The sequence below is a fragment of the Dactylosporangium sp. NPDC005555 genome (genome assembly GCF_040605635.1).
Lineage (GTDB): Bacteria > Actinomycetota > Actinomycetes > Mycobacteriales > Micromonosporaceae > Dactylosporangium.
In genome coordinates, this window is sequence record NZ_JBEXDG010000004.1 from 180867 (window position 1) to 194077 (window position 13211).

The 13211-nt window shown below is 72.4% G+C and carries 12 protein-coding genes; 7 read left to right on the forward strand and 5 right to left on the reverse strand.

Going from position 1 to position 13211, the window contains the following annotated elements; genetic code table 11:
• Positions 1-34 precede the first annotated feature (34 nt).
• Positions 35-2467 (forward strand): DUF2334 domain-containing protein, encoded by a 2433-nt coding sequence (locus tag ABZS58_RS06710; RefSeq protein ID WP_354778345.1) that lies wholly within the window; start codon positions 35-37, stop codon positions 2465-2467.
• Between the two features lie 136 nt (positions 2468-2603).
• Complete coding sequence (locus ABZS58_RS06715; protein ID WP_354778347.1) at positions 2604-3155, forward strand: hypothetical protein; 552 nt, start codon at positions 2604-2606, stop codon at positions 3153-3155.
• A gap of 96 nt (positions 3156-3251) precedes the next feature.
• Here ABZS58_RS06715 and ABZS58_RS06720 read toward each other — a convergent pair whose 3' ends face one another.
• The 4 genes from ABZS58_RS06720 to ABZS58_RS06735 form a co-directional block, all read right to left on the reverse strand.
• The gene (locus ABZS58_RS06720) at positions 3252-3599 is read right to left on the reverse strand and encodes an FAD-dependent monooxygenase (RefSeq protein WP_354778349.1); all 348 of its coding nucleotides are present in this window, start codon (positions 3597-3599) and stop codon (positions 3252-3254) included.
• A gap of 15 nt (positions 3600-3614) precedes the next feature.
• Complete coding sequence (locus ABZS58_RS06725; RefSeq protein ID WP_354778351.1) at positions 3615-4445, reverse strand: FAD-dependent monooxygenase; 831 nt, start codon at positions 4443-4445, stop codon at positions 3615-3617.
• A 66-nt stretch (positions 4446-4511) separates the two neighbouring features.
• On the reverse strand, positions 4512-5090 hold the full coding sequence (locus tag ABZS58_RS06730) for a PadR family transcriptional regulator (protein ID WP_354778353.1): 579 nt from the start codon (positions 5088-5090) through the stop codon (positions 4512-4514).
• The gene (locus ABZS58_RS06735) at positions 5087-5935 is read right to left on the reverse strand and encodes an oxidoreductase (protein WP_354778355.1); all 849 of its coding nucleotides are present in this window, start codon (positions 5933-5935) and stop codon (positions 5087-5089) included. Before ABZS58_RS06735 ends, ABZS58_RS06730 begins: the two co-directional genes overlap by 4 nt.
• Positions 5936-6011: 76 nt before the next feature.
• Between ABZS58_RS06735 and ABZS58_RS06740 the strand changes: the two genes are divergently transcribed.
• From ABZS58_RS06740 to ABZS58_RS06760, 5 genes are all read left to right on the forward strand, one after another.
• The gene (locus ABZS58_RS06740; protein WP_354778357.1) at positions 6012-7529 is read left to right on the forward strand and encodes a radical SAM protein; all 1518 of its coding nucleotides are present in this window, start codon (positions 6012-6014) and stop codon (positions 7527-7529) included.
• Positions 7429-8280: an NAD(P)-dependent oxidoreductase gene (locus ABZS58_RS06745; protein WP_354778358.1), complete on the forward strand. Its 852-nt coding sequence runs from the start codon at positions 7429-7431 to the stop codon at positions 8278-8280. The genes ABZS58_RS06740 and ABZS58_RS06745 overlap by 101 nt, the downstream gene beginning before the upstream one ends.
• Positions 8281-8499: 219 nt before the next feature.
• Positions 8500-8928 (forward strand): serine hydrolase, encoded by a 429-nt coding sequence (locus ABZS58_RS06750; protein WP_354778360.1) that lies wholly within the window; start codon positions 8500-8502, stop codon positions 8926-8928.
• Between the two features lie 113 nt (positions 8929-9041).
• A complete protein-coding gene (locus ABZS58_RS06755) occupies positions 9042-10610 on the forward strand; it encodes an ABC-F family ATP-binding cassette domain-containing protein (RefSeq protein WP_354778364.1) in 1569 nt (522 codons plus the stop codon).
• A gap of 100 nt (positions 10611-10710) precedes the next feature.
• Positions 10711-11955, forward strand: a complete 1245-nt coding sequence (locus ABZS58_RS06760) for a DUF2314 domain-containing protein (RefSeq protein ID WP_354778366.1) — start codon at positions 10711-10713, stop codon at positions 11953-11955.
• 51 nt (positions 11956-12006) lie between these two features.
• Here ABZS58_RS06760 and ABZS58_RS06765 read toward each other — a convergent pair whose 3' ends face one another.
• Positions 12007-13050 (reverse strand): 3-deoxy-7-phosphoheptulonate synthase, encoded by a 1044-nt coding sequence (locus ABZS58_RS06765; protein WP_354778368.1) that lies wholly within the window; start codon positions 13048-13050, stop codon positions 12007-12009.
• Between the last annotated feature and the right edge of the window lie 161 nt (positions 13051-13211).

The following is a 13211-nucleotide window of genomic DNA, read 5'->3' on the forward strand; positions in this document are numbered from 1 at the left end:
AGTACACCTGACACTCAAGCGAAAGCGAGCACCTGTGCGCACTGTGGTGAAGCTGGTGGCGTCGACGATCGTCGGCACCATCGCCGCCGGTGGCCTGAGCACGGCGGCCCACGCCGCGGGGCCGGCCGTCAGCGGGGTCACGCCGAAGAACGGGACGACCGGCATCGCCGTCGGCGTCCGCCCGACGATCACCTACGGCACCGCGGTCGACCCGTCGGCGCTGCGGTACTCGTTCGTCAAGACCAGCGGCGGCGCGTCCGTCGCGTCGTACTACGCCTACGACGCGCCGACGCACACGTTCACGTTCACGCCGCGGGCCGCGCTCGCCGAGCAGACGAAGTACACGATGACGGTGAAGGTCAGCACGTCGACCTACACCTGGTCGTTCACCACCGGGGTCACCGACAGGGCGGCGCCGAGCGTGCCGGGCGCGCCGAGCGTCAGCGACGTCACCACGACGGGCGCGACGGTCAGCTGGGGCGCCTCCACGGACGCCGTCGGCGTCACCGGCTACCAGGTGTTCGACAACGGCACGCTGAAGGCCACCGTCACCGGCACCTCCACGACCCTCGCCGGCATGGAGCCGAGCACCGCGCACAGCATCACCGTCAAGGCCGTCGACGCCGCCGGGAATGTCTCCGCCGCGTCGGCACCGGTGGCGTTCACCACCCTGACGCCGCCGCCGGCCCCGGACACGGTGGCGCCGAGCGCGCCCGGTGCCCCGGTGGCGAGCGCGCTGACGTCGACCGGTGTGACCCTGACCTGGGCGCCGTCGACCGACAACGTCGGCGTCACCCAGTACACGATCAGCGGCGGCCCGACCGTCCAGACGAGCACCGTCAACAGCGTGACGCTCACCGGGCTGTCGCCGCTGACCGCCTACGGCTTCACCGTCACGGCGGCCGACGCCGCCGGCAACGCGTCGGTCGCGTCGGCGGCTACGGTCGTGACGACGCCGGCCACACCGATCGCCAACGGTGTCAACGGCGCGGGCATCCCGGGCGCCACCGGCAAGACCCTGGTGCTCTACGACACCACCGGCCCGTACGGCTTCCTCGGCGAGCTCTACGCGATGGCCGCGGTGAACCTCAGCTCCCACTTCGGCGACTGGACCGCGCAGCCGGTGACCAGCTACGCCGCCGGCGAGATCGACCAGTTCCAGGCCGTGGTGTACCTCGGCAGCACCTACGACGAGCCGCTGCCCCTGGCGTTCCTCGACGACGTGACCGCGACCACCAAGCCGGTCGTGTGGATCTACGACAACATCTGGCAGCTGACAGCCCGGGACCCGAACTTCGCCGCCAACCGTGGCTTCATGTGGACCGGCTTCGACGTCTCCTCGGTGTCGACGGTGAACTACAAGGCGAAGTCCTTCACGCGTGACCCGCAGAACGGCGCGGGCATCATGGACACCACGATCAGCGACACCACGAAGGCCACCCCGGTCGCCAGCGCGGTCCGCGCCGACGGCACCACGATGTCGTGGGGCGTGCGGTCGGGCAACTTCACCTACATAGGCGAGATCCCGTTCTCCTACATCAGCGCCGACGACCGGTACGTCGCCTTCTCCGACATGCTGATCGACGTGCTTGCGCCGCAGACCACGGAACGGCACCGGGCGCTGGTCCGCATCGAGGACGTCGGCCCCGACGCCGAGCCGAGCGAGCTGCGGGCGATCACCGACTACCTGTACAGCAAGGGTGTCCCGTTCTCCGTCGCCGTGTACTCCCGCTACCGCGACCCGCTGGGCTCCGGCTCCGGCGGCGTGGCCGAGGACTACACCCTCGCCGACCGGCCCCTGGTCGTCGCCGAGCTCAAGTACATGCAGTCGCACGGCGGCACGCTGCTGATGCACGGCTACACGCATCAGTACGAGAGCATGCTCAACCCGTACAACGGCGCCAGCGCGGACGACTTCGAGTTCTACACCGCGCACGTCGACCCGGTCACCAACTACGTCATCTACGACGGCCCGGTGCCGGCCGACTCGCAGGCGTGGGCGCAGGGCCGCATCGACGGCGCGTTCGCGGCGTTCGCCGCGGCGGGCCTGGCCAAGCCGACCATCTTCGAGTTCCCGCACTACGCCGGCTCGGACGCCTCCAACAGGGCGGTCGCGGCGACCTTCAAGACCCGCTACGACCGCGGCCTGTACACCTCGGGCGCCCTGCGCGGCGGCGCGCTGGACAACTCGCGGATCTTCGGCCAGTTCTTCCCGTACACCGTGCGGGACATCTACGGGGTGGTGACCGTGCCGGAGAACATCGGCAACATCGAGCTGGAGCCGTTCAACAACCACCCGGCGCACCTGTCGGCGGACATCGTCAGGTCCGCGCAGCTGAACCTGGCCGTGCGGGACGGTGTGGCGAGCTTCTTCTTCCACCCGTACGTGCCGCTGAGCTACCTGCAGGAGACCGTCACGGGCATCCAGGCGGCGGGCTACACCTTCGTCCCCGCGTCGTCGATGTAGCTCCCCGCACGTCGAAGGAAGGCCGGTGCCCCAGCACCGGCCTTTCTGGCTGCCCGGGGGACAGCTCCGCACCCCGATTGCACCTAAATTCGACATGTCAGAAAAATTCGCGCTTGTACCCCGCAGGAGGCCCGCGTTGGTTGCGTCCCTGGAGACCTCTTCCGAGCCCTCGACGATCCCCTCGACGACCTCCTCGTCGACCTCCTCCGAGACCGGGACGTCGAAGCCGCGGCGCAGAGGCCGGCTCGCGGCCGGGTTCGCGCTCGTCGCCGTCGCCGCTGGCGTGGTGGGCTGGCAGGCCCCGCGGGTCGTCGGCGAGCTGACGAAGCCCGCCTACATGGGCGAGCCCGCCGCCGCGATCGCCGCCGACCTCGGCTGCGACAACTACGCCCAGTCGACCACCCACGACGAGACGGTCTACCGCTACCACGACCAGGGCACCTGCTCCCTGGAGGGCACCGTCGTCACCATCACCACGTTCGACCGGGCCAGTGACGAGCAGGCGTTCGAGTCGGTGATGAAGGCGCTGATCCCCGTGGTCCACCCGACCTGGGAGGGCGCCACCTACGCGGCCGGCGTGGCGTGGAACGTCGCCGACGCCCGCAACCTCACGCCCGAGACCGCGACCCTCGTCGTCCAGCGTCTCGGCGACGGCGCCACGAAGGTCATCCCCTTCTCGAAGCGGTAGCATCGGCTGGTGCTGGAGCTGATCGCCGGGGACATCACCGAGGCGCGGGTGGACGCGATCGTCAACGCCGCGAACTCGTCACTGCTCGGCCACGCTTCAGACCGCCGAGCGGGTGGCGGCGGCGACCGGGGCCTGAAAGTCGATCGGGTGGTCGAACTGCCAGCGCCACTTCTCCGGGTCTGCCATCAGCCGCATCACGGTCGGCATCAGCAGGTCGCGGAGCACCCGTGCGACGGGACCGGCGGCCTTGTCGCTGTTGGTGCGCGCCGCGGTCGCGATGACCTTCTCCACCCGGGCGCGGCGCAGCTGCTCGTACACCTCGAAGGCCGCCGGGACGGGAAGGTCGCGAAGGCAGCGGGCGAGCTGCACGGCGCTCTCGACGGCGAGGGACGCGCCCTGCCCGGAGCTGGGCGACGTGGGGTGCGCGGCGTCGCCGACGAGCACGGCCCGGTCGCGGTGCTACACCGGCACGGACGCGATGTCCTCCAGGCCGCCGGTGACGACGAGATCGGCCGGGTCGGTGCGGCGGATCAGCTCCACGGCCGGGATCCGGTCGCCGGCGAACGCGTCCGCGAGGATCGGCAGCCACTGCGCGGGGGTGTTGCCCGCGCCGGATGACGGGTCCTTCGACGGCAGGTTGACGAACCAGCCGCCGTCGCCGCCGTCGGTCACCTGGTAGCCGAAGAACGCGCGCCGGCCGAAGACCAGGTGCATCCTGTCGCCGGTGGGCGGCACGCCTCTGCCGGAGCAGCGGGCGCCGAAGCCGAACAGGCCGACATACCGCGGCTCGGGAGCGGACGGGTCGATGAGGCGCCGCACCGTGGAGCGGATCCCGTCGGCGCCGATGACGACGTCGGCCTCCGCGCCGGCACCGTCGGCGAACCGCACCGTGCCGCCGTGCAGCGACGTGAGGCGCTTGCCGTGCTCGATGCGGATGCCGCGGGCGACGGCCTCGTCGTACAGGGCGCGGTAGAGCTCGTGCCGCCAGACCAGCTGCATCGCCGGCAGGTCCTCGAAGGAGCCGAACTCGGCGAGGCGCTTGCCGGTCCAGCTCTGCATGACCATTCCCGACATCGGGGTGCCGACCCGCTCCACGACGTGGTCGGCGTCGATCGCCGCCAGGGCGGTGCGGCCGTTCGGCGCGATGCTCAGCGCCCCGCCGACCCCGTCGGCGAAGCCGTCGTGCCCCTCGTAGACGGTGGCGGCGATCCCGGCCTTCTGCAGGGCCATCGCGGCGACCGGACCGGCGATGCCGCCGCCGACGACGATCGCGGACGTGACTGTTCCCATGACGAACCCCCGGCGAGACAATTAGTTGATACCAACTATCTACCGGTGACTAGTCAGAGTCAACTATTAGGTTTCGTGGTACGCCGCCCACATCGGGCCCCAGCCGTCGACCGGGTCCGTGATCTGCTCGACGAACCTCCGGACGAACGCGATCTCCGCCTCGAGCAGGCCCTGCCGGTACGCCTCCTCGACCAGGAACAACGGGTGCGGCGTGGCTCCTGCGGCAAGCTCGGCCGCCTCGGCGCGCTGCTCCTCCAGACGCACCAGGCGCTGCTGGAGCAGCTCCACGACGACGTCCGGGTGCAGGGCGCTGACCAGCGACAGCGCCGAGCCGAACGCCGGGAACTCGTGCCGGGGCGTGCCGACCAGGTCCCGCAGCCAGTCCCGCAGCTCGGCCCGCCCGTCCGGGGTGATGCCGTAGACGGTGCGTTCGGGGCGCTGCCCGTCGCGGGTGGTCTCCTGCTCCGCGATCAGGCCGGCCTTCAGCAGCTGCTCGACCACCATGTAGACCGAGCCGTGGGTGAACTTGATGCTGCGGTCGTCGCCGTGCGCCCGCAGCGTCTTGGACAGCTCGTACGGGTGCATCGGCGCCTGGCTCAGGTACGCCAGCACGGCGAGGGCCAGGAGGTTCTTCCGGGAGCTCATCCCGCCGTCAGCGCCGTCAGCGACGTCATCGCCTCGTCGTCGAGGGCGACCCGCCCGGCGGCGACGTTCTCCTCGAGGTGCTCCAGCGTGGCGGTGCCGGGGATGAGCAGCGTGTTCGGCGCCACCGCGAGGATCCACGCGAGGGCGACCTGCGCGGGGGTGACGTCGAGGCGCAGCGCCGTGGCCTTCACCGCCGGGTGGCCCAGGACCCGTTCGCGGCCGAACGCGGCGCCGAGCGGGAAGAACGGCACGAAGGCGATGTCCCGGGCCGTGCACGCCCGCAGCACGTCCTCGCCGCCGCGGTCGACCAGGTTGTACGGGTTCTGCACGCACGCGACCGGGGTGCGGGTCAGCGCGTGCTCCAGCTGCGCCAGGGTGACGTTGCTCAGGCCGACCCCGCCGATCAGCCCCTCGTCGCGGATCGCGATCATCGCGTCCAGCTGCGCGTCGAAGTCGCCGTCGGCGCCGGTCACCCGGAGGTTCACCACGTCGAGGCGCTCCACGTCGAGGGAGCGCAGGTTGTCCAGGACGCCGGCGCGCAGCTGCTCGGGCTCATGCGCGGGCAGCCAGCCGCCCTTGGCGTCGCGCGCCGCGCCGACCTTGCTGACCAGGACGAGCCGGGCGTCGTACGGGTGCAGGGCGGTCCTGAGCAGCTCGTTGGCGACGTCGGGGCCGTAGTACTGCGCGGTGTCGATGTGATCGACGCCGAGCTCGACCGCGCGCCGCACCACGGCCAGGGCCTCGGCCCGGTCCCGGGGCGGCCCGAAGGCACCCCGGCCGGGCAGCTGCATCGCGCCGAAGCCGATCCGGTGGACGGCGCGGTCGCCGAGCGGGAAGGTCTTCACCCCGCAAAGCCTACGACGCACGACATCTCCACATCTCGCACACCAGCCGTCCAGCGCCGGATAATACGGTCGATGCATGCGGGTGCTGATGATCCTTCCGGCCCTGACCGAGGCGACCAGCCCTCTCTTCCGGCCGATCAAGTACAGCCTCTTCCCCCCGCTCGGCCTGGCGACCCTCGCCGGTTATCTGCCCGGCGACGACGAGGTGCGCATCGTCGACGAGCACGTCGAGCGCTTCGACCCGGGCCTTCTGGGGGAGCTGCCCGATCTGGTGGTCATCCAGGTGTACATCACCTCGGCCCGGCGCTCCTACGAGCTCGCCGACTGGTTCCGCGCCCGTGGGGTGTTCGTCGCGCTCGGCGGGCTGCACGTCACCTCCCTGCCCGACGAGGCCGCCGCGCACGCCGACAGCGTCTTCCTCGGGCCGGGGGAGGACACCTGGCCCGTCTTCCTGGCCGACCTGCGACGGCGTTCGACGCTGCCGCGGTACACCTCGAAACAGCGCACCCTCGAAGGACTGCCGCCGATCCGGCGCGACCTCATCAAACGCCACCGCTACCTGGTGCCGAACTCGATCGTCGTCTCCCGCGGCTGCCCGCACCACTGCGACTTCTGCTACAAGGACGCGTTCTTCGAGGGCGGGAGGTCGTTCTACACCCAGGCCGTCGACGACGCGCTCGCCGAGATCGACCGGCTGCCGGGGCGTCACCTGTACTTCCTCGACGACCACCTGTTCGGCAACCGACGCTTCGCCACCGAGCTGTTCGCCGGGATGCGCGGCACGGGCCGGGTGTGGCAGGCGGCCGGCACCGTCGACGCCGTCCTGCGGCCCGGGCTGCTGGAGCGGGCCGTGGAATCAGGCCTGCGCAGCCTCTTCGTCGGCTTCGAGACCATCAACGCCGGCAACCTCGCCGAGCAGCGCAAACGGCAGAACGTCGGGCGCGACTACGGCGAGGTCGTGCGGCGGCTGCGCGACGCGGGCGTGATGGTGAACGCCAGCTTCGTGTTCGGCATGGACTCCGACGGTCCCGACGTCTTCGACCGCACCGTGGACTGGGCCGTGCGGCAGGGGATCGAGACCGCGACGTTCCACATCATGACCCCCTATCCGGGCACCGGCCTGTTCCGCCGCATCTCGTCGGAAGGCCGGATCCTGCATCGGGACTGGGAGCTGTACGACACGCGGCACGTCGTCCACGAGCCCCGCGGCATGACGGCGCAGCAGCTCTCCGACGGCTATTGGCGGGCGTACAAGGACTTCTACCGGTGGGGCAACCTGTGGCGGGGCGCGGCGGTCAAGGAGCGCTTGGGGGACCGGATGCGGCACCTGGCGTACGCGGGCGGGTGGAAGAAGTTCGAACGGGTGTGGGACGTCCTCATCCGATCGGGGCAGGTCCTGCACGCGCTGCCGCTGCTGGAGTCGGCGCTGTCCAGCTTCGGCACCCGGTCCTCCGGTGGAAGAATGGGGTCCGGGCTTCGGAAAGGGGCAACGGATGACCGTCGCAGTGCTGGGGACCGGGATCATGGGCGCGGCCGTCGCGCGGAACTGGCTGCGGGCCGGCCACCCGGTGCGGGTCTGGAACCGCACGGCTGAGACCGCCGAGGCCCTGGCGCCCGACGGTGCGGCCGTCTGCGACACGCCCGCCGCGTGCGCCGAGGGCGCCGACGTGGTGGTGACCGTGCTGTTCGACGCCGCCTCCGTGGCGTCGGTCATGACCGCGGCGGCGCCGCCGCCCGGCACGCTGTGGCTGCAGCTGAGCACCGTCGGGGTGCCCGGCGCCGACGACCTGGGAGTGCTGGCGTCCAAGCTCGGGCTGGTCTACGTCGACGCGCCCATGCTCGGCACGCGGCAGCCCGCCGAGCAGGGGAAGCTCAACGTCCTCGCGTCCGGGCCCGCCGACGTCCGCGAGCGGGTCGAGGAGCTGTGCGGGCCGATCGCGGCGAAGGTGACATGGCTGGGTGAGGCCGGTGCGGGCAGCCGGATCAAGCTGGTCGTCAACAGCTGGGTGCTGACCTCGGTCGCGGGGATGGCACAGAGCGTCGCGCTCGCCGACGGGCTCGGCCTCGACCCCGCGCTGTTCCTGCAACTGGTGTCCGGCGGCGCGCTCGACATGCCGTACCTGCACGCGAAGGCACCGTCCATGATGGACCGTTCGTATCCGGTGGCGTTCCCGGTGAGCGGCGCGCTGAAGGACGCCGGGCTGGTCGGGGACCTCGCCGCGTCCGTCGGCGTCGACCGGTCCATTGTGGACGCAGCGGCGGCGCTGCTGGCCTCCGCGGCCGACCGCGGATTCGCCGGGGACGACATGGCCGCGATGTACGAGGCCGTGCGGTCGCCCTCGTAGTGCGGCGCCGCGAACTGATCGCCGGTGCTCTGCTGGGCGCTCTGGCGGGCTGCACCGCTCACGGGGCGCCCCGTCCCTTGCCGTCATCGTCTCCGTCGCCCGTCTCGCCCTGGACGTTGCCGGTCGCCACCCCTTCGCCGTGGCGGACCGGCAGGTCCCGTGCCGGGCGGCTACGGGACGCGGTGACGCCGTTCGTGGCCTCGGCGATGTTCCCCGGCGGTGTGGTCTTCGCCGCCGTCGACGGGGCCGTCGTGGCGCACTTCGCGTTCGGCGACGCCGTCCGGTACGACGCCGCGCGGGCTCTTCGCTACGGCCGCCGACGTGGCGTTGCTGGGACGAGCGTTGCTCTCCGGCGGCGGCGCGCTGCTGCGGCCGTCCACAGTGGACCTGATGCGCACCGACGCGAACCGGCGGCTCGGCCCCGCCGCCGCGCACGGGCTCGGGGTCGACGTCGACCAGGCCTGGTACATGGGGAAGCTCGCGGGAAAGGGCGCCTTCGGGCACACCGGCTTCACCGGCACGTCCATGGTGTGCGACCCGTCCCGCCGCATCGCCCTCGTCCTGCTCACCAACCGCGTCCACCCCGACGCCACCAGGGGCGGCAACAACCCCGCCCGGCGGGCTGTGGCCGACGCCATGCTGCCGTAGATCCTTTCCGTGGGGTACCTTGGAGGAGATGTGAGCCGCTGACACCTCCCGACCCGCGCCCGAGGCACTGCCTGCCCGGCGGGTTCCCGACGTTCCTTGCCGGTGGTGTCCGCATGTCCTCTTCCGCCCTGCTCGCATATGACCTCGTCCGCACGTATGACGGCCGTCGAGTGCTCGACGGCGTCTCCCTGACCGCCTCGCCCGGCCACCGCATCGGCCTCATCGGCGAGAACGGCGCGGGGAAGTCCACCCTGCTGCGGCTCCTGGCCGGCGCCGACGAACCCGAGACGGGCACCGTCGAACGCCCCGCCGACCTCGGCTACCTGCACCAGGAGATGCCGTTCGACGCCTCGGCGACCATCGCCGACGTCGTCGACGACGCCCTGCGCGAGATCCGTGCGGACCTCGCCGCGCTCGAAGCCCCTGATGGGCTGACCCTCGAGGAGTACGGCGACGTACTGGAGCGTGCGCAGCTGCACGAGGCGTGGGACGCCGACCGGCGCGCCGAGCTCGTCCTCGCCGGGCTCGGCCTCGGGGACCTGGCCTCCGCGCGTACCCTCGGCTCCCTCTCCGGCGGGCAGCGCGGCCGGCTCGCCCTCGCCGCCGTGCTCATCCGCCGCCCGGCCGCCCTGCTGCTGGACGAGCCGACCAACCACCTCGACGACGACGCCGCCGCGTTCCTGGAGGCGCACCTGCGCGACCTGCCCGGCGCCGTCGTCCTCGCCAGCCACGACCGCGCGTTCCTCGACGCCGTCTGCACCGACCTCGTCGACCTCGACCCCGCCGTCGACGGCCCCATCCGCTTCGGCGGCGACTACACGTCGTACCAAGCGTTCCGCCTGGCCGAACGGGACCGCTGGGAGCGCCGGTTCGTCGAGGAGCAAGCCGAGATATCGGACCTGCGCCGTGCGGTCGCCGTCACCGCGCACCAGGTCGCCCCCGGCCGGGAACGCCGCGACAGCGAGAAGATGGGCTACGGCCACACCGCGGGCCGCGTCCAGCAGCAGATCTCCCGCCGCGTCCGCAGCGCCACCCGCCGCCTCGACGACCTCACCCGCGCCCAGGTCCGCAAACCCCCGGTGCCGCTGCGCTTCAACGGCTTCCTGACGGCGTCTTCGGCCGACGGTCTGCTGGTCTCGGCCGCGTCGCTCTCGGTGCCGGGCCGGCTGACCCTCGACCGTCTCGACGTGCCTGCCGGCGACCGTCTCCTGGTCACCGGCCCCAACGGCGCCGGCAAGTCGACACTCCTCGCGGTCCTCGCCGGTCTGGTTTCGTTCGCCGGCACCGTCTCCCGCCGCCGCGGCCTGAAGGTGGGCATGCTCGCCCAGGACACGGTCTTCGACCGCCCCGACCGCACCGTGGCCGCCACCTATGAACTCGCCCTGGGCCCGGACCGCGCCGAGGCCGTGCCGCTGCGATCACTGGGCCTGATCGCCCCGCGCGACCTGGCCAGGCCGCTGGCGGACCTGTCGGTCGGCCAGCGCCGCCGGCTCGCCCTGGCACTCCTGGTGGCCGACCCGCCGGAACTGCTCCTGCTCGACGAGCCCACCAACCACCTGTCCCCGCGCCTCGCCGACGAACTGGAGGACGCCCTGGGCACGGCCCCCGGCACGATCGTCGTCGCCAGCCACGACCGCTGGCTCCGCTCCCGCTGGCCCGGCCGCGAACTCCGCCTCGCCTGACGGTCGAGCAGGCATCGACACGGCGTTCGGGGTCGTCGGGTGTCGCATCGGCCGGGCCGGGGGACGGACATCGCTCACCGCGAGGGGGAGGATGGCCGGTATGGACGACCCGGTGACGCTGAGCGTGCCTGAGCTGGTGGAGGCCACGTACGTGGTGGTGACCTCGCGGCCGCCGGTGGACGTGCAGGCCGCGGCCCGGGAGGCGGCGCAGCGGTTGCCGGAGCCGTTGCGGGGCGGGGCGCTGCGGATGCTGGCGGGGCCGCTGATCAGCGTGACCGTGTCGGCGGCCGGGGACGCGCCGCCGTTGCCGCTGGCGTTCCTGGAGGTGTTCGGCGCGTCGGCGGGCCAGGTGCGGGAGCTGGGAGCAGCGACGCACGTGATCGTGTGTCAGGCGGTGTTCCGGCCGGGGTGGCCGCCGGCGCACGAGTGGCACGCGCGGGGGATCGCGGCAGGGCTGGCGGAGCTGACCGGCGGGACGCTCGTCGACATGTTCACCCCGCAGATCGTCGCGCCGGCCGCGGTGGTGCGGTCGCTGCCCGGCCCCGACGGGCGGGTCGTGCTGACCCGGTGGGTGCTCGTGCCGCAGTCGTCGGGCGCGCGGGGACTGTGGATGACCACGAAGGGGCTCGGCCGGTTCGGGCTGCCGGAGCTGCAGGTGCTCGACGTCCCGCCGGTGCTCGCCACCGCCTGGACGCGGGCGCTCTGCGGGCTCGCGTCGGCCCTGGTCCGGGACTGGACGCTGGCGTTGCAGGGTGAGCCGAGCTTCGTCGCGCTGCCGTCCCGGCTGATGGTCACCGCCGGCGACGTCGCCCGCGCGCACGGGCAGGATGCGCCCACCGGTGGCTACGCGGAGGTCCGGCTGCGGCTCGACCCTCCGGACCGGTTCGACGGGCAGGCGTTCCTGACCGTGCTGCCGCCGGAAGCCGCGCCGCGCGTTGCGGGGGAGTTCCTGACGTCGGTGAGCGCGGCGCTGTTCGGGGGCCCGGCGACCGGGATCCGCCGGGCGCCCCGTGACGCCCGGATGGACGCCGCGATCGCCGCCGCCCGCGCCGCGCTGCCGGCCGCCCGGGCGCGGTTCCTGGCCGGGACGATCGCGGCGCCGGCCTGGCTGATCGTCAAGCACGGCCTGCCCGGCCCGCGCCGCGAATACGTGTGGTCCACCGTCACCGGCTGGCCGGACCCGTCCCGCATCCACGGCGTGAGCATGTCGGACGCGGAGACGGACCCGTCGGTGCGAGCCGGGACACCGACGACCGTCGACGCCGCGGCCGTCGTCGACTGGGGCATCTGGACCGACGGCCGCGGCATCATCGAAGGTGGCTGGACCAACCGGCTGCTCTCGTAGCCCGGCGGGCCGTCCCGTGGCCTGTCGTGCCCGGCGGGCTTCTCGTCGTCGTTATCCCCGGCGGGCGCGGACGGCGGTGGCGAGGTCGGCGAGGAGGGTCTCGGTGGTGTCCCAGGACATGCAGGCGTCGGTGACGCTCTTGCCGTACGCGAGCTCGCCGCCGAGGTCCTGGCGGCCCTCGACGAGGAAGCTCTCCAGCATCACACCGGCGATGCCGTCCTGGCCCGCGGCGATCTGCTCGGCGATCTCGCGGCCGACCGCGGCCTGGCGGACGTGGTCCTTGCCGCTGTTGCCGTGGCTGGCGTCGACGACGAGGCGCTGCGGCATGCCCGCCTTCTCCAGCCGGGCGAGAGCGTCGGTGACGTCCTGCGCGCCGTAGTTCGGCCCGGAGCGGGCGCCGCGCAGGATGATGTGGCAGTCGGGGTTGCCGGTGGTCTCCACCACGGCGGCGCGGCCGTCCTCGTCGACGCCGAAGAACACGTGCCGGCTCGCCGCGGTGTGGCAGCCGTCGATGGCGACCTGGACGTCGCCGTCGGTGGCGTTCTTGAACCCGACCGGCATCGACAGGCCCGACGCGAGCTGCCGGTGCACCTGGCTCTCCGGCGTCCGCGCCCCGATCGCACCCCACGACACGGCGTCGGCGATGTACTGCGGGCTGGTCGGCTCGAGGAACTCGCACCCGACGGGCAGGCCCAGGCCGAGCACGTCGAGCAGCAGCCGGCGGGCGAGTCGCAGCCCGGTCGGCACGTCGAACGTCTCGTCGAGGCCCGGGTCGTTGATGAGACCCTTCCAGCCGACGGTGGTGCGGGGCTTCTCGAAGTACACCCGCATCACGACGCACAGGTCGGCGGTGTGCTGCGCGGCGACAGCGGCGAGGCGGCGCGCGTAGTCGACGGCGGCGACCGGGTCGTGCACCGAACACGGCCCCACGACGACGAGCAGCCGATCATCGGCGCCGGTCACGATCGCGTGGACCTCGTCGCGGGATCGTCGCACGACCTCGGCGCGGGCGTCGTCCATGGGCAGCTCGGCCTGCAGCTCGCGCGGCGTGACGAGCGGCCGGTACCCGGTGACGCGCAGGTTGCTGGTGTTCATGTCCCGTCTCTCTCCCAGGTTGAGGCGGGCCCGGTGCTCCAGCCCGCCGTGTGACACGACAAAGGGCAGAGACGCTGGTCTCTGCCCTTGCTGGCTCCGGGTGATGTCAGGTCAGCGCAAACGCCCGCCGGCTCCACCCGGAGCCACGGTAAAGCGCCAAT

Excerpts from the sequence above, each read along its gene's own strand:
- ABZS58_RS06725 (WP_354778351.1), bottom strand. The coding sequence starts at position 4,445 with ATGGGAACAGTCACGTCCGCGATCGTCGTCGGCGGCGGCATCGCCGGT.
- ABZS58_RS06755 (WP_354778364.1), top strand. The coding sequence starts at position 9,042 with ATGTCCTCTTCCGCCCTGCTCGCATATGACCTCGTCCGCACGTATGAC.
- ABZS58_RS06745 (WP_354778358.1), top strand. The coding sequence starts at position 7,429 with ATGACCGTCGCAGTGCTGGGGACCGGGATCATGGGCGCGGCCGTCGCG.
- ABZS58_RS06760 (WP_354778366.1), top strand. The coding sequence starts at position 10,711 with ATGGACGACCCGGTGACGCTGAGCGTGCCTGAGCTGGTGGAGGCCACG.
- ABZS58_RS06730 (WP_354778353.1), bottom strand. The coding sequence starts at position 5,090 with ATGAGCTCCCGGAAGAACCTCCTGGCCCTCGCCGTGCTGGCGTACCTG.
- ABZS58_RS06765 (WP_354778368.1), bottom strand. The coding sequence starts at position 13,050 with ATGAACACCAGCAACCTGCGCGTCACCGGGTACCGGCCGCTCGTCACG.
- ABZS58_RS06740 (WP_354778357.1), top strand. The coding sequence starts at position 6,012 with ATGCGGGTGCTGATGATCCTTCCGGCCCTGACCGAGGCGACCAGCCCT.